The 18,807-nt window shown below is 67.6% G+C and carries 23 protein-coding genes and 2 pseudogenes (1 of these 25 only partly in view); 21 read left to right on the forward strand and 4 right to left on the reverse strand.

Annotation, left to right across the window (positions count from 1 at the left end; all coding sequences use genetic code 11):
- A pseudogene (locus ACFE99_RS06470) lies at positions 1–347 on the reverse strand (SAM-dependent methyltransferase); the annotation flags it as partial.
- Entirely contained in the window at positions 347–943 is a 597-nt protein-coding gene (locus tag ACFE99_RS06475; RefSeq protein ID WP_375483540.1) for a DUF2249 domain-containing protein, read from the reverse strand. The pseudogene ACFE99_RS06470 and the gene ACFE99_RS06475, both read right to left, overlap by 1 nt.
- Before the next feature lie 54 nt (positions 944–997).
- Here ACFE99_RS06475 and fdxA point away from each other — a divergent pair, with 54 nt between their 5' ends.
- From fdxA to ACFE99_RS06500, 5 genes are read left to right on the forward strand one after another with little or no spacing between them, the layout of a single operon-like run.
- Positions 998–1,354, forward strand: coding sequence for a ferredoxin (gene fdxA / locus ACFE99_RS06480; protein ID WP_375483542.1), 357 nt, complete (start codon positions 998–1,000; stop codon positions 1,352–1,354).
- Complete coding sequence (locus ACFE99_RS06485) at positions 1,351–2,025, forward strand: helix-turn-helix transcriptional regulator (RefSeq protein ID WP_375483544.1); 675 nt, start codon at positions 1,351–1,353, stop codon at positions 2,023–2,025. Before fdxA ends, ACFE99_RS06485 begins: the two co-directional genes overlap by 4 nt.
- The gene (locus ACFE99_RS06490; protein ID WP_375483546.1) at positions 2,022–2,447 is read left to right on the forward strand and encodes a hypothetical protein; all 426 of its coding nucleotides are present in this window, start codon (positions 2,022–2,024) and stop codon (positions 2,445–2,447) included. The genes ACFE99_RS06485 and ACFE99_RS06490 overlap by 4 nt, the downstream gene beginning before the upstream one ends.
- A 35-nt stretch (positions 2,448–2,482) precedes the next feature.
- Positions 2,483–2,827 (forward strand): cupin domain-containing protein, encoded by a 345-nt coding sequence (locus ACFE99_RS06495; RefSeq protein ID WP_375483548.1) that lies wholly within the window; start codon positions 2,483–2,485, stop codon positions 2,825–2,827.
- Positions 2,828–2,830: 3 nt separating this feature from the next.
- Entirely contained in the window at positions 2,831–3,772 is a 942-nt protein-coding gene (locus ACFE99_RS06500) for an NAD(P)H-dependent flavin oxidoreductase (RefSeq protein ID WP_375483550.1), read from the forward strand.
- Positions 3,773–3,776: 4 nt separating this feature from the next.
- Here ACFE99_RS06500 and ACFE99_RS06505 read toward each other — a convergent pair whose 3' ends face one another.
- Positions 3,777–4,502: a helix-turn-helix transcriptional regulator gene (locus tag ACFE99_RS06505; RefSeq protein WP_375483552.1), complete on the reverse strand. Its 726-nt coding sequence runs from the start codon at positions 4,500–4,502 to the stop codon at positions 3,777–3,779.
- A gap of 90 nt (positions 4,503–4,592) precedes the next feature.
- Here ACFE99_RS06505 and ACFE99_RS06510 point away from each other — a divergent pair, with 90 nt between their 5' ends.
- On the forward strand, positions 4,593–5,051 hold the full coding sequence (locus ACFE99_RS06510) for a hypothetical protein (RefSeq protein ID WP_375483554.1): 459 nt from the start codon (positions 4,593–4,595) through the stop codon (positions 5,049–5,051).
- A gap of 537 nt (positions 5,052–5,588) precedes the next feature.
- Positions 5,589–5,942 carry a transcriptional regulator gene (locus ACFE99_RS06515; protein WP_375483556.1) on the forward strand — a complete coding sequence of 118 codons (354 nt, stop codon included), beginning with the start codon at positions 5,589–5,591 and terminating at the stop codon, positions 5,940–5,942.
- 17 nt (positions 5,943–5,959) lie between these two features.
- Here the strand turns inward: ACFE99_RS06515 and ACFE99_RS06520 are convergent, their stop codons facing one another.
- A complete protein-coding gene (locus ACFE99_RS06520; protein WP_375483558.1) occupies positions 5,960–6,457 on the reverse strand; it encodes a DUF1990 domain-containing protein in 498 nt (165 codons plus the stop codon).
- 58 nt (positions 6,458–6,515) lie between these two features.
- Here ACFE99_RS06520 and ACFE99_RS06525 point away from each other — a divergent pair, with 58 nt between their 5' ends.
- The 14 genes and pseudogenes from ACFE99_RS06525 to ruvA all read left to right on the forward strand — a co-directional run.
- The gene (locus ACFE99_RS06525; RefSeq protein WP_375483560.1) at positions 6,516–7,397 is read left to right on the forward strand and encodes an aldo/keto reductase; all 882 of its coding nucleotides are present in this window, start codon (positions 6,516–6,518) and stop codon (positions 7,395–7,397) included.
- 50 nt (positions 7,398–7,447) lie between these two features.
- Positions 7,448–8,074: a PaaI family thioesterase gene (locus tag ACFE99_RS06530; RefSeq protein WP_375483597.1), complete on the forward strand. Its 627-nt coding sequence runs from the start codon at positions 7,448–7,450 to the stop codon at positions 8,072–8,074.
- Between the two features lie 80 nt (positions 8,075–8,154).
- Complete coding sequence (gene thrS, locus ACFE99_RS06535) at positions 8,155–10,263, forward strand: threonine--tRNA ligase (RefSeq protein WP_375483563.1); 2,109 nt, start codon at positions 8,155–8,157, stop codon at positions 10,261–10,263.
- Positions 10,256–10,840, forward strand: coding sequence for an HIT domain-containing protein (locus ACFE99_RS06540; protein ID WP_375483565.1), 585 nt, complete (start codon positions 10,256–10,258; stop codon positions 10,838–10,840). Before thrS ends, ACFE99_RS06540 begins: the two co-directional genes overlap by 8 nt.
- On the forward strand, positions 10,837–11,502 hold the full coding sequence (gene pgsA, locus ACFE99_RS06545; RefSeq protein WP_375483566.1) for a phosphatidylinositol phosphate synthase: 666 nt from the start codon (positions 10,837–10,839) through the stop codon (positions 11,500–11,502). Before ACFE99_RS06540 ends, pgsA begins: the two co-directional genes overlap by 4 nt.
- A 59-nt stretch (positions 11,503–11,561) precedes the next feature.
- The gene (locus tag ACFE99_RS06550) at positions 11,562–12,449 is read left to right on the forward strand and encodes a phosphatidylinositol mannoside acyltransferase (RefSeq protein WP_375483599.1); all 888 of its coding nucleotides are present in this window, start codon (positions 11,562–11,564) and stop codon (positions 12,447–12,449) included.
- Positions 12,449–13,573 (forward strand): glycosyltransferase family 4 protein, encoded by a 1,125-nt coding sequence (locus ACFE99_RS06555; protein WP_375483569.1) that lies wholly within the window; start codon positions 12,449–12,451, stop codon positions 13,571–13,573. The genes ACFE99_RS06550 and ACFE99_RS06555 overlap by 1 nt, the downstream gene beginning before the upstream one ends.
- Positions 13,573–14,607 (forward strand): NUDIX hydrolase, encoded by a 1,035-nt coding sequence (locus tag ACFE99_RS06560; protein ID WP_375483571.1) that lies wholly within the window; start codon positions 13,573–13,575, stop codon positions 14,605–14,607. The genes ACFE99_RS06555 and ACFE99_RS06560 overlap by 1 nt, the downstream gene beginning before the upstream one ends.
- Before the next feature lie 67 nt (positions 14,608–14,674).
- Positions 14,675–15,586 carry a pyridoxal 5'-phosphate synthase lyase subunit PdxS gene (gene pdxS / locus ACFE99_RS06565; protein ID WP_375483573.1) on the forward strand — a complete coding sequence of 304 codons (912 nt, stop codon included), beginning with the start codon at positions 14,675–14,677 and terminating at the stop codon, positions 15,584–15,586.
- A gap of 9 nt (positions 15,587–15,595) precedes the next feature.
- The gene (tesB, locus tag ACFE99_RS06570; RefSeq protein ID WP_375483575.1) at positions 15,596–16,435 is read left to right on the forward strand and encodes an acyl-CoA thioesterase II; all 840 of its coding nucleotides are present in this window, start codon (positions 15,596–15,598) and stop codon (positions 16,433–16,435) included.
- Entirely contained in the window at positions 16,432–17,028 is a 597-nt protein-coding gene (pdxT, locus tag ACFE99_RS06575) for a pyridoxal 5'-phosphate synthase glutaminase subunit PdxT (protein WP_375483577.1), read from the forward strand. The genes tesB and pdxT overlap by 4 nt, the downstream gene beginning before the upstream one ends.
- 138 nt (positions 17,029–17,166) lie before the next feature.
- On the forward strand, positions 17,167–17,919 hold the full coding sequence (locus ACFE99_RS06580) for a YebC/PmpR family DNA-binding transcriptional regulator (protein WP_375483579.1): 753 nt from the start codon (positions 17,167–17,169) through the stop codon (positions 17,917–17,919).
- A gap of 88 nt (positions 17,920–18,007) precedes the next feature.
- Positions 18,008–18,562, forward strand: coding sequence for a crossover junction endodeoxyribonuclease RuvC (gene ruvC, locus ACFE99_RS06585; RefSeq protein ID WP_375483581.1), 555 nt, complete (start codon positions 18,008–18,010; stop codon positions 18,560–18,562).
- Positions 18,559–18,807, forward strand: a pseudogene (gene ruvA / locus ACFE99_RS06590) (Holliday junction branch migration protein RuvA); it runs 351 nt beyond the window's last position. Before ruvC ends, ruvA begins: the two are co-directional and overlap by 4 nt.

Consider the following 18,807-nt stretch of genomic DNA (forward strand, 5'->3'; position numbering starts at 1 on the left):
GCGCTGCTCGCATCAGGCAGCCCGGTCTCGGCGGCGCCGGCGACCCGGACCTCGCCGCGCCCGCCGAGCGCATTACGAACGAGCGCGGCCGCATCCGGGTCTTGCTCTGCGCCGAGGTAGGAGCGCGGGCGCCGCGCGAGGATCTCTACCGCGGTGCGGCCCAGGCCCGGGGCCAGCTCCAGCACGTCGGCGTGGGTCACCTCGGCGCGGTCCAACAGCTCGCGGGTGAGCTCCGCACCCCCCGGGCGGAGCACCCGCTTGCCGAGGCGGGCCAGCAGCCAGTGGCCCGCCACCGCGTCGTCGCCGCGGTCGGCTTTCGGCAGCGTCTTACGCCGGCTGCCGGCCATCAAACTGCCTGTCGCACAGTCGGTATCAGCGGCAGGATTTCGCGCTTCTTGTGCACGGTCAGGTAGCGCAACCCGTCGGGGCCCGCGCTGAACTGGCGTTGGGAACGCTTCGGCAGCCACAGCAGCGCGCCCGGGACCAGCTCGATCTCGCCATGCTCGCTGGTGAGCCGCCCGTTGCCGGCCAGCACGTGGATCAGGACGTCGACGTCGGCTCCGGCGTGGGCGTCGATTCCGCCATTGGGCGCCAGCGCGATGACGTTCGAGTCCAAGTCGCGCTCGCCGCCTTCGAGCTTCCACACTGCACCCGTGTGGTCGGGTTCGGCGGCGAGCTCTGCCGTGTTCGCCAGAATCCGGGGCAGTGGGGTACTGGAGAGCTTGGTGATCCGGATACGCCAGACGGCATGGCCCTTCTCGAGGTACTCCCAGCCGTAGCTGCCTGCATGGTCGGCCTCGAACTCTTGGCGCAGATGCTTGGGATCGTGGTTGTTGACCAGCACGAACGACTCGCCGACGGCCAGCTTGGCGTAGGGGGCGAAAATCGTCGGGTGCTTGTCTGGCTTGCGCAGCTGCCGGATGTCAAGTTCGTTGTCGGCCATGGAATTTCGATACCTCTCTAGTTTTTACAAAGTAGGTTGTGTAAACTCTAGCGCATGACCTACGTGATCGGGAAGCCGTGTGTCGATGTGATGGACCGCTCCTGCGTGGACGAGTGCCCTGTCGACTGCATCTACGAAGGCGGGCGGGCGCTTTACATCCATCCCGACGAATGCGTGGACTGCGGAGCCTGTGAACCCGTCTGCCCGGTCGAGGCGATCTACTACGAGGACGACCTTCCGGAGGAACTGCAGCCCTATCTTGCGGACAACGCGGCGTTCTTCACCGAAGTCCTGCCGGGCCGCGACCAGCCGCTCGGCTCACCGGGCGGAGCCGCCAAGGTAGGCCCACTCGGCATCGACACCCCTTTGGTGGCTAACCTGCCCAAAGCTGAAGAGTCCGAAGGAGAGTGAGCATCGCCAGCCCAGCCGGGGAAGCCGCCGATCGCCGTCGCGCCGTGTTGCAGGTGTTGAAGGCGGCGACTGCTCCGATGAGCATCGTCGCGATCGCCGACCACCTTCAGGTGCATCCCAACACCGTCCGCTTTCATTTGGACGGCCTCGTGCGTGACGGTCGAGTCGAACGGGTCGCACCAGACCACCGACGGCCGGGACGGCCTCCGCTGCTGTTCCGGGCCGTCCGGCAAATGGACCGCGGCGGCGAGCGCCGCTATGAGTTGCTGGCCGAGATCCTCACTCTGGGGTTGGGCGACGACGAGCGCGATTCCGGCGCCAAGGCGCTGGCTGCTGGTCGCGCGTGGGGCCAGCGGCTGGAGTCGAATTCGGCCCGCACCGGTCGGGCGGGGGCACAGGAATCAATCGACCACCTGGTCGGTCTGCTCGACGACCTGGGCTTCGCACCCGAGCACCGCCAGTCCGACGGTCAACACCAGATCGGCCTGCGGCACTGTCCGTTTCTGGAGTTGGCCGAAATGCGACGCAGCGTGGTCTGCCCCGTCCACCTCGGGATCATGCAAGGAGCGATGCAAACCGCGGATGCGCCGGTCACCGTCGACCGTCTAGAGGCCTTCGTCGAACCCGACCTGTGTATGGCCCACCTGAGTGTGCAAGGGGCGACCCAGTGAGCGTCGGGCCGGCGATCGCCGTTGGCGTCACGTTCGTGTGGCTCGGCATGGTGCTGGCCATCTCATTTCTGGAAGCGCCGCTCAAATTCCGGGCGCCCAACGTGACGACGCAGATCGGGCTCGGCATCGGCCGGCTGGTCTTCCGGGCACTCAACGCCGTCGAGCTGGCTTTCGCGATCGTCACCCTCGCCGTGACCGTCGCAAGCCGGCCACCGCTCGGGGTGATCGTGGCGTTCGTGGTCGCGTGGGCGACACTGGTGGCGCAACTGGCCGCGGTGCGGCCCTTCCTGAACCGGCGATCGGACAAGGTGCTGGCCGGGCTCAACGCGCCCCGCTCTCGCGGTCATTACGCCTACGTCGGTTTAGAGGTGGTCAAGGTGATCGCATTGGTGACGGCGGGCGGTCTTCTACTATCCAGCTGAAGCCCAGATCGCCGATCCCTCGACCGAAGGACATCATGGAAACCATTTCGCTGACCAACCTCGCCGCCGAAAAGCTAGCCGAGGCGCGGGAGACCAAAAGCGGGCGAGCCGCACATACCCTTCACGGCGGGCACACCCATGAACTGCGGCAGACCGTGATGGCGTTGCTTGCCGGACGTGAGCTGGGTGAGCACGACAGCCCGGGCCAGGCGTCGCTGCAGGTGCTTCACGGTCATGTGCACCTCACCGCCGGTGCCGACTCGTGGGACGGCAAGGCCGGCGACTACGTCGTGATCCCGCCGCAGCGGCATTCCCTGCAGGCCGTCGAGGACTCGGTGATCATGCTGACCGTGTTCAAGAGCCTGGCCTCCGCGACGTAGCGGGTGCTATCGACACCTTGGTCGCGCGACTTCGGCCTGCAGGTCCCAATCGTCAATGCCCCGATGGGCGGGGCGGCCGGTGGCCGGCTCGCCGCGGCCGTCACTGCGGCCGGCGGCCTGGGCATGGTCGGCACGGGCAGTACCGGGTCGGCGACGTGGCTGCACGCCGAGTTGCCGCACGTGCGCGGGACGTTCGGAATTGGCCTGGTGCACTGGGTAACTCGCAACGAACCTGGGCTGCTAGACGCTGCGCTTGCCGCGCGGCCGGCGCTGCTGTCGGTCAGTTTCAGCGACGAATGGTCCTGGGTTGAGCGGGCCCATGACGCCGGAATCGCGACTGCCACACAGGTATACGACAGCCTCGGCGCTGTCCGGGCGCAAGAAGCCGGTGTCGATGTCCTGGTGGCGCGGGGAGCAGAAGGCGGCGGCCACGGAGAGGCGAAGATCGCCACGCTGCCGCTGCTCGACGCCGTCTTGAACGCGGTCTCGGTGCCCGTGCTGGCGGCCGGTGGAATCGCGTCGGCGCGAAGCCTTGCCGCCGTGCTGGCGGCCGGTGCCAGCGGCGCATGGCTAGGAACGTGCTTGTCGGCCTGTTCGGAGGCGCTGACCACCGACGGCACCCGTCAGGCCCTGATCGCCGCGCGCGAGACCGACACCACGACGACCCGCGTCTTCGATGTCGGACGCGGACTGCCCTGGCCGCAGCGGTTCCCGTCACGCGTATTGGCCAACGACTTCGTTGCCCGGTGGGCGGGCCGGGAGGATGAGCTGGCCGCCGAGTCCGACGCGCGCGCCGAGCTGGCCGCCGCGACCGCGGCCGACGACACGCGTATCGCTCCGGTCGACGCCGGTCAGGGCGTCGGGATGATCACGTCAGTAGAACCGGCGGGCGCAGTCATCCAGCGGCTGTGCGCCGGTGCGGAACGCCTGCTGGCGCAGTGGTAGACCGTCACGTCGACGGTCTGCGGGCCGCCGTGAGCACCACACAACAGCCCTTGCGTCGCGGGTCGATCCGCGCATACGGGCGATGCGGCCGCAGCGCATCGGCGATGCCGCTGATCAACGCGTGGTTCATGGTGCACGCAAGCTCGCGCTGCTCCTCGGCCAGCGCGTGAAACGGGCAGTTCGCCAGATACACCTCATCGCCGGTGGACCGGGGCTCGTAGCCGTGTTCGCTGAGCACCGCGATAGCCAATTCGAGTGCTGACTCCGCGTCGGCGGGTGGTCGCCGGCTGTCGGTGACGGCGGACGTGCCGATGCCGCGGCCGTAGTCACGGGCAACCTGGTTGAGCACATCAACGACGGGCGCCCCGCTGGCAGCCGATTGCGTGATGGCCCTGGCCATCAGGCGGCCGGCCAGCTCGTAGTCGCGGGGCGGAAGGCTGACCGCGATATCCCGGTCAGCGCGCCGATACAACTTCGACGGGCGCCCCGCACCGGGCCCAGATCGGCCCGTCAACCGCACATAGTCACATTCCAGCAGGCCCTCGGCCTGGAGCCGGTCGAGGTGGAACTTCGCCTGGTGACGGGCGACGCCCACCGCGTCAGCCGCCTGGTCACGGCTCACCGGTTCGGGCTGCGAACAGACGAACCGGTACAGCTGGTGGCGTACCGGATCGGCGAGTGCGCCGATTCCGGCGGCGTCGCGTTGCAAAGAGTCCCGCGAGGAATCCATCACCATCCATTTCTAACAGACAAAAGCCTTGACGCTACAGTGCCGCAGTTCTAACGTTCAATTTACGATCTCTTAGAAGGAGGAGCCATCATGAGCACCGACCGCGCTACTACCCCCTCGCCCGTGGCCGCCAGTCCGTTGAAGAATCCGTCGTTTCAGGCGTACGCCCTGCTGCGCACGCTCTTCACGGTCGCGCCGATCCTGTTCGGGCTGGACAAGTTCTTCAACGTGCTGACCCAGCCGGATCACTGGAGCAAGTACCTGGCCGGCTGGATCGACGGCGTCCTGCCGGGCAACGCCGACCAGTGCATGTACGTCGTCGGCGTCATCGAAATCGCCGCCGGTGTTCTGGTCGCGATCGCTCCGCGTATCGGCGCGTGGGTGGTGGCGGCGTGGCTGGCCGGCATCATCGTCAACCTGCTCACCCTGTCCGGCTATTACGACATAGCGCTGCGTGACTTCGGTCTGCTGGTCTCAGCCGTCGCACTCGCGCGGCTGGCTGAAGGTGTGCACCTCGCCCGCACCGAGCGGACGCCGGCAACCGCTTAAGGCACGCTGTCGGGCCGGCGCGGCGTCGGCTCCCTCGGATGAGCCAGCCGCGTCGGCTCTTTGCGCCCGCGCAACATCGGTCCTCACCAAGCTCCCAGCAGCCCTGTTCGCTGGGATCGCTGGCTTCTAATGTCGGCGCCGAGGCCAGGACGCGCTGCGGGGTCGACTTGGCCAACTCGCACAGCCGGGCAGCTTCGTTGACCGGGTCAGGAGCGCGTCGCCCTCGATCGCGCATGCGCTCGGGGTTTCGCGAAGCACGCTGCTGCGCCAGCTCGGCGGTTCTCGTCGAGCACCGGACAACGCGGTGCGCGACTTCGGGGTGGATCCTGGCGGGCCGACCTCCGGTGCGGCAGCGCGCGGTGGAGGCCGCGGCCGCGCTCATCAGTGCCCGAGGGGTGACTGCAGCAACGTTCGAGGCGGTCGCCGCACAAGCCGACTGCTCGGTGCACAGTCTCTACGCGGTTTTCGCAGCGCTACATCCCGACCCTTGATTTCGAAGCTGTCATCTTCGGCGAGTCGTCCGATCTGAACGACCGGGTGCGCCGGGTCTACCGCTCGCTCGCAGCGGTCTACCTCCGCGAACCGCGGGTGTTGTCGGCCGTGCTCGCCGAAGCATTGGCCCGTCCGGCGGGATCGGCGGGCCAGGTTCTGGTCGAACACGGTGCGCTGCGCAGGCTCGCCGATCTGAGCCGATGGCTGGACGGCGAAGTCGCCGCCGGTCGCATTCGCGACCTTCCCCGCACGTTGCTGATGCAGCAGCTGATCAGTCCGATCGCGGTGCATTGCATGATGCGCCCGGGGCTGGCCAACGTCCCGCAGGTGGCGTTGCCTGCTGTCGAGGAGTGCTGCGACATCTTCGCCGATATTTTCGTTCGCGCCGTTGCGCCTTAAGTGGGCGTGACGGCTCGTCACACCGCGCGCAGGTAGCGTTTGGCGATCAGGCGCTGGCCGATCGCCAGCAACGGTTTACCGGCCTTGCTCCACCGCGTCGCCGGCCGGGAGAACGACGAGACCTCCGCGAACACCGCGGCGGTGACCGGGTCGTAGCGCACGGCGAAGCGTTCCTCGCCCGACTCGGGATGCCCGGGCAGCGTGCCGTAGGCGAACCCGCGCAGGTTGGGGTCGTCGAGCACGTACACCACTCGGCACGGTGCAGGCAGGAAACCGAGCTTGACGACCACCACGGCACCGAGGGTGACAACGGCGCTGCTGGCGTGCACGCGCAAACCGGCACCACGCTGCATCCCCCAGTGCATGACCGCGTCGGCGGCCTGCTCGAAACGCTGTCGACCGGCGCCGATGTGGCTGACGAAGCCGAGGTGGTCGTATCCCGGAGGCATGCGGCCCGCCGTCGCGCCCACTTCCGGGTAGGTGAACGGCAGGCCGGCCAGCGCGTGCAAGTCCACGTCGCTAGCTTGCCATGCCGCGCCGGCAGTCAAATGGCGGAGGCGTACGGTCGGCCAGGTGAGTACAGAAACCTCGAAAACCCCTGCAGCAGCATCCGGCACGCTCACTTTGGGCGATGAGTTAACCGTCAACCGGCTCGGTTTCGGCGCGATGCGTCTCACTGGTCCCGGCGTGTGGGGTCCGCCCGCCGACGGCGACGAATGTATCCGCGTGTTGCGTCGTGCCGTGGAGCTCGGCGTCAACTTCATCGACACCGCGGACTCGTACGGCCCGTACTTTTCCGAGGAAATCATCCGCGAGGCGCTGCATCCCTATGACGATTTGGTCATCGCCACCAAGGCCGGCTTGCTGCGCACCGGCCCGGACGAGTGGATCCCGATGGGCTTTCCGGCTTACCTGCGCCAGGAATGTGAGATGAGCTTACGACGGCTCGGCGTGGAGACCATTGACCTGTTCCAGCTGCACCGCATCGACGACAAGTTTCCGCTGGAAGACCAGATCGTGGAGCTGAGCAAGCTGCAGACCGAGGGCAAGATCCGTAAGGTCGGCCTGTCCGAGATGACCGTCGACCAACTGGCCGCGGCGCAGCAGATCATGCCGATCGTGTCGGTGCAAAACATGTACAACCTCACCGCCCGCGCCGCCGAACCGGTCCTAAAGGAGGCGACCAATCAGGGAATCGCCTTCATCCCGTGGTTCCCGTTGGCCGCCGGACCGCTGGCCGCTCCCGATGGCCCGCTGCAGCGGATGGCGGCCGAGCATGACGCGACGCCCGCACAGATGGCGTTGGCCTGGTTGCTCAACCGCTCGCCGGTGATGCTGCCGATTCCCGGGACGTCGAGTGTGGCGCACCTGGAGGAGAACGTCCGCGCTGCCGAAATCACGCTCAGTGAAGAGGAAGTCGAGTTTTTGGGCGCGATCGGCGAGCAGAACGCCTAGCTAGCCAGCCAGGCGTGCGCGCCGCCCGGCGGGCGACGAAATACGGTGTCGTGGTGGCGCGCGAACACGCAAAGCATCCCGGCGGCGGTTTCAACCCGCCTGAACCGACGACCAAGGGCGGGCCCGACTACGGGCGGTTCATCGATGCCGTGCGCGCGCTGCAGGATCACGCTCGCGCGGTCGACGCGCCGGACGAGGTGATCACCGAGGCCGCGGATCTGATCGAGAAGGTGTCGGAGTTGCTGGCCCCGTTCGACACCGACGAATGGCAATCGCCATCGGGCCGCCGGATGGATCTGCCCAACCGCGGCAATGTCTTGGCGGTGCCGACGTCGGTGAGCAAGAGCGACGACGGACGCGTGCGCGGCTGGGCCCGGTTTCGCCGATTTCACTTGGGACGCAACGGCGCGGTGCACGGCGGAGCGCTCGGGCTGCTGTTCGACTCTGTGCTCGGGATGACGTCTGCGGTGCTCACCGGCGGCCCGTATCAGCGCACTGCCTACCTGCACATCGATTACCGCAACATCGTGCCGATCGAAAAGCAGCTGCAGGTCGACGCCGGAATCGATCGTGTGGACGGCCGCAAGATCTTCGTGTCGGGCAGCCTTTGCGACGGCGACACAATCCTGACCGAAGCGCAGGCATTGTTCGTCCTCCTGCGGCCCGGCCAGCCGTGAGGCTGGAGCCGTCGTGGACGGCCGCCCCGATAGCATGGTCGCTACGGTTGCGACACCCCTAAAACCTCTGGAGATACGCCGTGAGCGCCCCTGCACAGCCCGCCCCGGGAGCCGATGGCGGCGACCCGCGGCGTCCGGCTGCGCCGGGTTTGCGATCGCCGCAAGCCCTGGTCCGGGTTCCCGCTGGGACGACTGCGGCGGCCGCGGTCCGGCAAGCGGGGCTGCCGAGCCGCGGTGCGCCCGACGCGATCGTGGTGGTGCGTGACGCCGGCGGCAAGCTGCGCGACCTGAGTTGGGTGCCCGACGAGGACGCCGACGTCGTCCCGGTAGCAGCCCACACCGAAGAGGGGCGCAGCGTCATCCGGCACTCGTGTGCGCACGTGCTCGCGCAAGCCGTGCAACAGATGTTCCCGCAAGCCAAACTCGGCATCGGGCCGCCGATCACCGACGGCTTTTACTACGACTTCGACGTGCCCGAGCCGTTCACCCCCGAAGACCTCGAAGCGCTGGAAAAGCGGATGCGCCAGATCGTCAAGGAAGGGCAGCTGTTCTCCCGGCGCGTCTACCAATCCAAAGAACAAGCCCGCGCCGAACTTGCCGACGAGCCGTACAAGCTGGAACTCGTCGACGACAAGTCGGGCGACCCGGCCGTGATGGAAGTCGGCGGCGACGAGCTGACCGCCTACGACAACCTCAATCCTCGCACGCGCGAACAGGTTTGGAGCGACCTGTGTCGCGGCCCGCACATTCCCACCACCCGATACATCCCCGCTTTCAAGCTCACCCGCAGCTCGGCCGCCTACTGGCGCGGCGACCAGAGCAACCCCAGCCTGCAACGCATCTACGGCACCGCGTGGGAATCGCAAGAGGCGCTCGACCGTCACCTGCAGCTGATCGAAGAGGCCCAGCGCCGCGACCACCGCAAGCTCGGCGCCGAGCTGGACCTGTTCAGCTTTCCCGACGAAATCGGTTCCGGCCTTGTAGTTTTCCACCCCAAAGGGGGCATCGTCCGCCGAGAGCTGGAGGAGTACTCGCGGCGCAAGCACATCGAGGCCGGCTACGAATTCGTCAACACCCCGCACATCACCAAGGCGCAGCTGTTCCGCACCTCAGGCCACCTGGACTGGTACGCCGACGGCATGTTCCCGCCCATGCACCTCGACGCCGAATACAACGACGACGGCAGCCTGCGCAAGCCCGGTCAGGACTACTACCTCAAGCCGATGAACTGCCCGATGCACTGCCTGATCTACCGGTCCCGCGGGCGGTCCTATCGCGAACTTCCGTTGCGGCTCTTCGAATTCGGCACCGTGTACCGCTACGAGAAGTCAGGCGTCGTGCACGGATTGACCAGGGCGCGCGGGTTTACCATGGACGACGCGCACATCTTCTGTACCCGCGAGCAGCTGCGCGACGAGCTGGCGTCGCTGCTGCGGTTCGTGCTCGACCTGCTCGGTGACTACGGGCTCGAAGACTTCCACCTCGAGCTCTCGACGAAGGATCCGGAGAAGTTCGTCGGCTCCGAGGAAGTGTGGGACGAAGCCACCGCCACGCTGGCCGAGGTGGCCCGGGAGTCGGAGCTGCAGCTGGTGCCCGACCCGGGCGGGGCGGCGTTCTACGGCCCGAAAATCTCGGTGCAGGCCCGCGACGCGCTGGGCCGCAGCTGGCAGATGTCGACCATCCAGCTGGACTTCAACTTTCCGGAGCGTTTCGAGCTGGAGTACACCGGCCCTGATGGGACGCGTCGGCAGCCCGTCCTTATCCACCGGGCACTGTTCGGGTCGATCGAGCGGTTCTTCGGCATCCTCACCGAGCACTACGCCGGCGCATTCCCGGCCTGGCTGGCGCCGGTGCAGGTGGTGGGCATCCCGGTCGCCGACCACCATGTGCAGTACCTGAAAGGCGTTGCCGCGCAACTCAAGTCGCACGGAGTGCGGGTCGAGGTCGACACCAGCGACGACCGAATGGCCAAGAAGATCGTCCACCACACCAACCAGAAGGTGCCGTTCATGCTGCTGGCCGGCGACCGCGACGTCGAAGCCGGCGCGGTGAGCTTCCGGTTCGGTGACCGCACCCAGATCAACGGCATAGCCCGCGACGACGCCGTCACGGCCATCGTGGAATGGATCGCCAGCCGCGAGAACGCCGCTCCCACAGCCGATCTGGTGAAGGTGGGCAGCCGTGAGTGACCCGGAACGTGCGGCTACCGAGAGAGACGTCGATGAGCGCACGATCATTGACCGGGGGGTCGGCGAAGCCGACCATTTGCAGCGGCTGTGGACCCCGTACCGGATGAGCTATCTGGCCGAAGCGCCCTTGCGGCGCGACGACTCCGCCTCGGCTCAGCCGTTCACCGACATCCCGCAGCTGTCCGACGAGGACGGCTTGGTGGTGGCCCGCGGCGAACTGGTCTACGCGGTGCTCAACCTGTACCCGTATAACCCGGGCCACCTGATGGTGGTGCCGTATCGGCGGGTATCCGAACTCGAGGACCTCACCGAGCAGGAAAGCGCTGAACTGATGGCCTTCATCCAGAAGGCGATTCGCGTCATCAAGGCAGTATCGCGGCCGCACGGCTTCAACGTCGGCGTCAACCTCGGGACGTCGGCGGGCGGGTCGCTGGCCGAGCACCTGCACGTGCACGTGGTCCCGCGCTGGGGCGGCGACGCGAACTTCATCACGATCATCGGCGACTCCAAGGTCATCCCGCAGCTGTTGCGCGACACCCGCCAACTGCTGGCCGCCGAGTGGGCGAAACAGCCGTGAGCAAACTGCTGTCCCGGGAAGGCGTCGCACGCGTCACCACACCGCTGGCGCGGGGGCTGCTGCGGGCCGGCTTGACCGCGGACAGCGTCACCATCATGGCCACCGCGGCGGCGGTGCTGGCCGCACTGACGCTGTTTCCGACCGGCCGGCTCTTCGCCGGCACACTCGTGATCTGGTTCTTCGTCATGTTCGACATGCTCGACGGGGCGATGGCACGGGAAAGCGGGGGCGGCAGCCGCTTCGGCGCGGTGCTGGACGCCACCTGCGACCGCATCAGCGACGGCGCGGTGTTCTGCGGGCTGTTGTGGGGGGCGGCGTTCGGCCTGCGCAGCCCGTCGCTCGTGGTGGCCACGATGATCTGCCTGGTGACCTCGCAGGTGATCTCCTACATCAAGGCCCGCGCCGAAGCCAGTGGGCTGCGCGGCGACGGCGGCTTCATCGAACGGCCGGAGCGGCTGATCATTGTGCTCGTTGGTGCCGGCCTGTCGGATCTGCCGGTGTTCCCGCTGCATTGGGCGCTGCCCGTGGCGATGTGGCTGCTGGCGGTCGCCAGCATGATCACCTGCGCTCAACGGCTGCACACCGTGCGGCACTCCGCTGGGGCCGGGGAACCTTTCGGTGCGCCGGACGAGCATGGGAAGCCGGAAAAGAGCGAACCGTGATCTCGACGCCGGCAGGTCTGAAAGTGCCTGACGTCAGCCGCTTGCCGCTGGCTGGCCGGATGAAGGACCTGGGATACGCGGCGGGCTGGCGGCTGGTGTGCGCGATGCCGGAACTGGCCGCCCGTAACGTTTTCGAGGCCGGGGCCCTTTACGTGGCCCGCAACGGCGGGCCGGACCAGCTGCGCAAGAACTTGGCCCGCGTTATCGGCGTGCCCCCGGCCGACGTGCCCGGTACGCTAATGCGTGCCTCGCTGGCCTCCTACGCCCGGTACTGGCGGGAGGTGTTTCGGTTGCCGACGATGGACCACCGCGCGCTGGCCCGCCAGCTTCATGAATCGATCGGCGGCCAGCAGCATCTGGCTGCGGCGCTGGCGGCCGGTCGGGGAGCGGTGCTGGCGCTGCCGCACAGCGGGAACTGGGATATGGCCGGGGTGTGGCTGGCGCAGACCCACGGCACCTTCACCACCGTCGCCGAGCGGCTCAAACCCGAGTCGCTGTACCGGCGGTTCATCGACTACCGCGAGAGCCTCGGCTTCGAGGTGCTGCCATTGTCCGGCGGCCAGCGCCCGCCGTTCGAACTGCTCTGCGAACGGCTGGCCGACAACGGGGTGGTGTGCCTGATGGCCGAGCGCGACCTCACCCGCAGCGGAGTTCAGGTCGATTTCTTCGGTGAGCCCACCCGGATGCCGGCGGGACCGGCCAAGCTCGCCATCGAGACCGGCGCGGCCCTGCTGCCGGTGCACTGCTGGTTTGAGCGCGACGGCTCGGCTGCGCAGATTTACCCCGCGCTTGACTGCACGAGCGCCGACGTCGGCGTCATCACCCAGGCGCTGGCCGACCGGTTCGCGGACAACATCGCTGCCCATCCCGCTGACTGGCACATGTTGCAGCCTCAGTGGTTGGCCGATCTCTCCGACGAGCGTCGCGCCGGTTTGGGGGCGCCCTGATGCGGATCGGCATGGTGTGCCCATACTCGTTCGACGTTCCCGGCGGGGTGCAGTCCCATGTATTGCAACTGGCCGAGGTGATGCGTGCCCGCGGGCACATGGTCAGCGTGCTGGCACCGTCGTCACCGCACGTGAAGTTGCCCGACTACGTGGTCTCCGCGGGAAGAGCGGTGCCGATTCCCTACAACGGCTCGGTGGCCCGACTGCAGTTCAGCCCCGCGGTGCACCGCAGAGTCAGGCGCTGGCTGACCGACGGCAACTTCGACGTGCTGCACTTGCATGAACCCAACGCGCCCAGCCTGTCGATGTGGGCGCTGCGAGTCGCCGAGGGTCCGATCGTCGCGACGTTTCACACCTCGACCACCAAGTCGCTGACACTGTCGGTGTTCCAAGGGGTGCTGCGGCCTTGGCACGAAAAGATTGTCGGGCGCATCGCGGTGTCGGATCTGGCGCGGCGCTGGCAGATGGAAGCACTCGGCTCTGACGCGGTGGAGATTCCCAACGGTGTCGACGTGGCGTCCTTCGCGTCAGCGCCGCGGCTGGACGGGTATCCGCGGACCGGCAAGACCGTGCTGTTTTTGGGCCGCTACGACGAGCCCCGCAAGGGCATGAGCGTGCTGCTCGGGGCACTGCCCATGCTGGTGCAACAGTTCCCGGACGTGCAGCTGCTGATCGTCGGCCGCGGCGACGAAGACGAATTACGCAGCCAGGCAGGCGAATTGATGGGCCACCTGCGTTTCCTGGGCCAAGTCGACGATGCCGGCAAGGCGTCGGCGTTGCGCAGCGTCGACGTCTACTGTGCGCCCCACACCGGCGGCGAGAGCTTCGGCATCGTGTTGGTCGAAGCGTTGGCCGCCGGCACCGCGGTGGTGGCCAGCGACCTACACGCGTTCCGGCGGGTGCTGCGCGACGGCCAGGCCGGCTGCCTGGTGCCCGTCGACGACCCGGCCGCGCTGGCCGCCGCGCTGGCCGAGGTGTTGCGAAACGACGTCTTGCGGGAACGCTACGTCGCCGCCGGCGCCGAGGCGGTACGCCGGTACGACTGGTCTGTGGTGGCCAACCAGATCATGCGGGTCTACGAGACGGTCGCCGGTTCGGGCACAAAGGTGCAGGTGGCTAGCTGATGGTCTGGCTCGCCGTGGCGATCGCCGTGCTGGTCGCGGTAGTGGTGCTGTTCGCGGCGTGGGTGTATCAGACGGCCAACCGGCTCGACCGCTTGCATGTGCGCTATGACCTGTCCTGGCAGGCGCTGGACGCGGCGTTGGCCCGCCGCGCGGTGGTGGGCCGCGCGGTCGCTGTCGACGCCTATGGCGGTGCGGCCGAAGGCAAGCGGTTGGCCGCGCTGGCCGATGCGGCCGAACGGGCGCCGCGGCACGCGCGCGAGGCGTGCGAAAACGAGCTCTCGGCCGCGCTGACCATGGTGGACCCGGCGACGCTGCCGTCGGCCCTGGTCGCTGAGCTCGCCGACGCAGAGGCGCGGGTGCTGTTGGCCCGCCGCTTCCACAACGACGCGGTCCGGGACACGTTGGCGTTACGGGAGCGGCCCATGGTCCGGCTGTTGCGGCTGGGTGGGACCGCGCCACTGCCAACGTATTTCGAGATCGCCGAGCGCTCCCATCCCATCGGTCATGCCGCCTACGGCGCGGCCAGTCAGCGCACCTCGGCGCGGGTGGTCTTGCTCGACGAGGACGGCGCCGTGCTGCTGTTGTGCGGCTCAGATCCGGCGATCACCGACGGCAGCGCGCCGCGGTGGTGGTTCACCGTCGGCGGCCAGGTGCGTCCCGGCGAGCCGTTGGCGCAGGCCGCCGCCCGGGAACTTGCCGAGGAGACCGGGCTGCAGGCAGACCCCGCCGACATGATCGGGCCGATCTGGCGGCGCGCCGCGGTGTTCGACTTCAACGGCTCGGTGATCGACAGCCAGGAGTTCTTCTTCGTCTACCGCACCCGCCGTTTCGAGCCCGCCATCGCCGGCCGGACCGCGCTAGAACGCCGCTACATCCACGGTGCGCGCTGGTGTACCGCCGCCGACATCGCCGAGCTGACCGCCGCCGGGGAAACCGTCTACCCACTGCAACTGTCCGAGCTGCTCGCCGACGCCAACGCGCTGGCCGACCGTCGGGCACCGCGACCGCAGCCCCAGCTGCAGTCCATCCGCTGACGGGTTTCCGGTTGAGCCTAGGCCCGCCACTAGACTGGCTTAGTAACCAGCTAAAAGGAGATCAGCAGTGAGTACCGCCGGTTCGTCGAACGGCCGCGGGCAGACCGGTACGGCGCGGGTCAAGCGCGGTATGGCCGAGATGCTCAAGGGCGGCGTCATCATGGACGTCGTCACCCCCGAGCACGCCCGCATCGCCGAAGGCGCCGGCGCCGTGGCGGTGATGGCGCTGGAACGGGTTCCCGCCGACATCCGTGCCCAAGGCGGCGTGTCGCGGATGAGCGACCCCGACATGATCGAAAGCATCATGTCTGCGGTCACCATCCCGGTGATGGCCAAGGCTCGCATCGGCCACTTCGTCGAGGCCCAAATCCTGCAGAGCCTCGGCGTCGACTACATCGACGAGTCCGAGGTGCTCACCCCGGCCGACTACACCCACCACATCGACAAGTGGAAGTTCACCGTCCCGTTCGTGTGCGGTGCGACCAACCTCGGCGAGGCGCTTCGACGGATCACCGAGGGCGCGGCGATGATCCGCTCCAAAGGCGAAGCCGGCACCGGTGACGTCTCCAACGCGACCACGCACATGCGCGCCATCACCGGAGAGATTCGGCGGCTGGGCTCGCTGTCCGACGACGAGTTGTACACCGCCGCAAAGGAATTGCAAGCCCCCTATGAACTCGTCGTCGAGGTGGCGCGCGCAGGCAAACTGCCTGTCACGCTGTTCACCGCCGGCGGTATCGCCACCCCCGCCGACGCGGCGATGATGATGCAGCTCGGCGCCGAAGGGGTGTTCGTGGGTTCGGGCATCTTCAAATCCGGCGATCCCGCCCGGCGCGCCGCAGCCATCGTCAAGGCCACCACCTTCTACGACGATCCCGATGTGCTGGCCCGGGTGTCGCGGGGGCTCGGCGAGCCGATGGTCGGCATCAACGTGGAGGAGATCGCCGCGTCGCATCGCCTGGCCGACCGCGGCTGGTAAGAACGTTTCGTGTCGATCGAGCAGATCCTTGATCTCGAGCAACTCGAGGTCAACATCTACCGCGGCAGCGTGTTCAGCCCTGAATCGGGCAACTGGCAGCGCACTTTCGGCGGGCACGTCGCCGGCCAGTCACTGGTGTCGGCGGTCCGCACCGTCGACCCTCGCTACCTGGTGCACTCCTTGCACGGTTACTTTCTGCGACCCGGAGATGCCAAGGCGCACACTGTTTTTCTCGTCGAACGCATCCGCGACGGCGGCTCGTTTTGCACCAGGCGGGTCAACGCCATCCAGCACGGGGAAACCATCTTCTCCATGTCTGCGTCATTTCAGACCGATCAGAGCGGTATCGAGCATCAGGACGTGATGCCGTCGGCGCCGCCGCCGGACGATCTGCCCGGCCTGCGGTCGATGAAAGTGTTCGACGACGCCGGCTTTCGCCAGTTCGACGAGTGGGACGTGCGGATCGTGCCGCAGACCAAGCTGGAACGCCTGCCCGGGCTGGCCTCCCAGCAGCAGGTGTGGTTTCGGCACCGCGACCCGCTGCCCGACGACCCGGTGCTGCACATCTGCGCGCTGGCCTACATGAGCGACCTCACCCTGCTCGGCTCGGCGCAGGTGATCCACCTCGAGGAACGGGCGCATTTGCAGGTGGCCTCGCTGGACCACGCGATGTGGTTCATGCGGGCGTTCCGGGCCGACGAATGGCTGCTCTACGACCAGTCCTCGCCGTCGGCGTGCGGCGGGCGGTCGCTGACTCAGGGCAAGATCTTCACCCAGTACGGTGAGATGGTCGCGGCGGTGATGCAGGAGGGCCTTACCCGCTACAAGCGCGACTTCCGGCCGACGTGAGCACGCCGCGCGTCGGGGTGTTGGCGCTCCAAGGCGATACTCGGGAACACCTTGCGGCGCTGCGTGAGGCCGGCGCCGACGCGCTCCCGGTGCGCCGCCGCGGCGAACTGGAGGCGTTGGACGGGCTGGTTATTCCCGGTGGGGAATCCACCACGATGAGCCACCTGCTGCGCGACCTCGATCTGCTCGAACCGCTGCGGGCCAGGCTCGCCGACGGCTTACCGGCTTACGGGGCCTGCGCGGGAATGATCCTGCTGGCCAGCGAAATCCTCGACGCGGGGGCTAACGGCCGCGAGGCGGTTCCGCTGCATGCCATCGATATGACCGTGCGTCGCAACGCTTTTGGCCGCCAGGTCGACTCGTTCGAAGGCGATGTCGCGTTCGCGGGTCTCGACGGTCCGGTGCACGCGGTGTTCATCCGCGCGCCGTGGGTGGAGCGGGCCGGCGCCCAGGTTCAGGTGCTGGCGGAGGCCGCCGGCCATGTTGTCGCGGTGCGGCAAGGTCCGATGCTGGCCACCGCGTTTCACCCGGAGATGACCGGCGATCGACGCATCCACCGAATGTTCGTCGACATCGTCAAGGGGGATGGCTGAGCGCGAGCAGTCGCAAAAGCACCCCTTTCGGCACCAAAGCGGGAGCGTTTGCGTGTGCTCGCGCGAGTTAGGGAGGCGTCAGCCGTCCACGTAGACTCGTCTGGCGAACTTTCGGAGCAAAAGAAGAGGTAGTAGCGGATGAGCGGCCACTCCAAATGGGCCACCACCAAGCACAAGAAGGCCATCGTCGACGCGCGCCGCGGGAAGAACTTCGCCCGGCTGATCAAGAACATCGAGGTCGCGGCCCGTGTCGGTGGCGGTGATCCGGCCGGTAACCCGACGTTGTACGACGCGATCCAGAAGGCGAAGAAGAGCTCGGTGCCCAACGACAACATCGAGCGGGCCCGCAAACGTGGCGCCGGCGAGGAGGCCGGCGGCGCCGATTACCAAACCATCACCTACGAGGGCTACGGCCCCAACGGGGTGGCGGTGCTCATCGAGTGCCTGACCGACAACCGCAACCGCGCCGCCAGTGAGGTGCGGGTCGCGATGACCCGCAACGGCGGCACCATGGCCGACCCCGGCTCGGTGGCATACCTGTTCTCCCGCAAAGGTGTTGTCACGCTGGAAAAGGACGGTTTGACAGAGGACGACGTGCTGGCAGCAGTGCTGGACGCCGGCGCGGAGGACGTCAACGACCTTGGCGACAGCTTCGAGATCATCTCCGAGCCGAGTGACCTGGTGGCGGTGCGGACCGCGCTGCAGCAGGCCGGCATCGACTACGACTCCGCGGAAGCCGGGTTCCAGCCGTCGGTGACGGTTCCCCTCGATGCCGAGGGCGCGCGCAGGGTGATGAAACTGGTCGACGCGCTGGAAGACAGCGACGACGTGCAGAACGTCTACACCAACGCCGACATCCCCGACGAGATTCTGGCCCAGATCGAGGAGTAGCCGGTCGGCGCGCTGTGTCGCTGCCCGAGGATGTCGGCTCTGCCCGCTAGTGTTGTCGAACAGCCGTTCGGCGTCGAGGGAGCATGCGGTGCGCGTAATGGGAGTCGACCCCGGGTTGACCCGTTGCGGTCTGTCGGTCGTAGAGGGCGGGCTGGGCAAACAAGTGATCGCCCTGGACGTCGACGTCGTGCGCACACCCGCCGACGAGCCGCTGCCGCGGCGGCTACTCACCATCAGCGACACGGTCGAGCACTGGCTGGACACTCATCACCCTGACGTCATTGCGATCGAGCGGGTGTTCTCCCAACAGAACGTGTCGACGGTGATGGGCACCGCGCAGGCCGGCGGGGTGATCGCGTTGGCGGCGGCCAAACGCGGGATCGACGTGCATTTCCACACGCCCAGCGAAGTCAAGGCCGCGGTCACCGGCAACGGCGGCGCGGGTAAGGATCAGGTCGCCACGATGGTCACGAAAATTCTTGCGCTGCAAGCTAAACCGACACCGCCGGACGCCGCCGACGCACTGGCGCTGGCGATCTGTCATTGCTGGCGCGCGCCGATGATCGCCCGGATGGCAGCGGCCGAGGCCAAGGCGGCCGAGCAGCGCAAGAAGTTCGCCGGGAAAGTGAAGGCCGCGCGATGATCGCGTCGGTGCGCGGTGAGGTGCTCGAGGTGGCGCTCGACCACGCGGTGATCGAGGCGGCGGGGGTCGGCTACCGGGTCAACGCGACGCCGTCGACGCTGGCGACGCTGCGGCGCGGGAGCGAAGCCCGGCTGATCACCGCGATGATCGTGCGCGAGGATTCGATGACGCTCTACGGCTTTCCCGACATCGAGACCCGCGACTTGTTCTTGACGTTGTTGGGGGTCTCCGGGGTGGGGCCGAAG

Source organism: uncultured Mycobacterium sp. (assembly GCF_964249325.1).
GTDB lineage: Bacteria > Actinomycetota > Actinomycetes > Mycobacteriales > Mycobacteriaceae > Mycobacterium.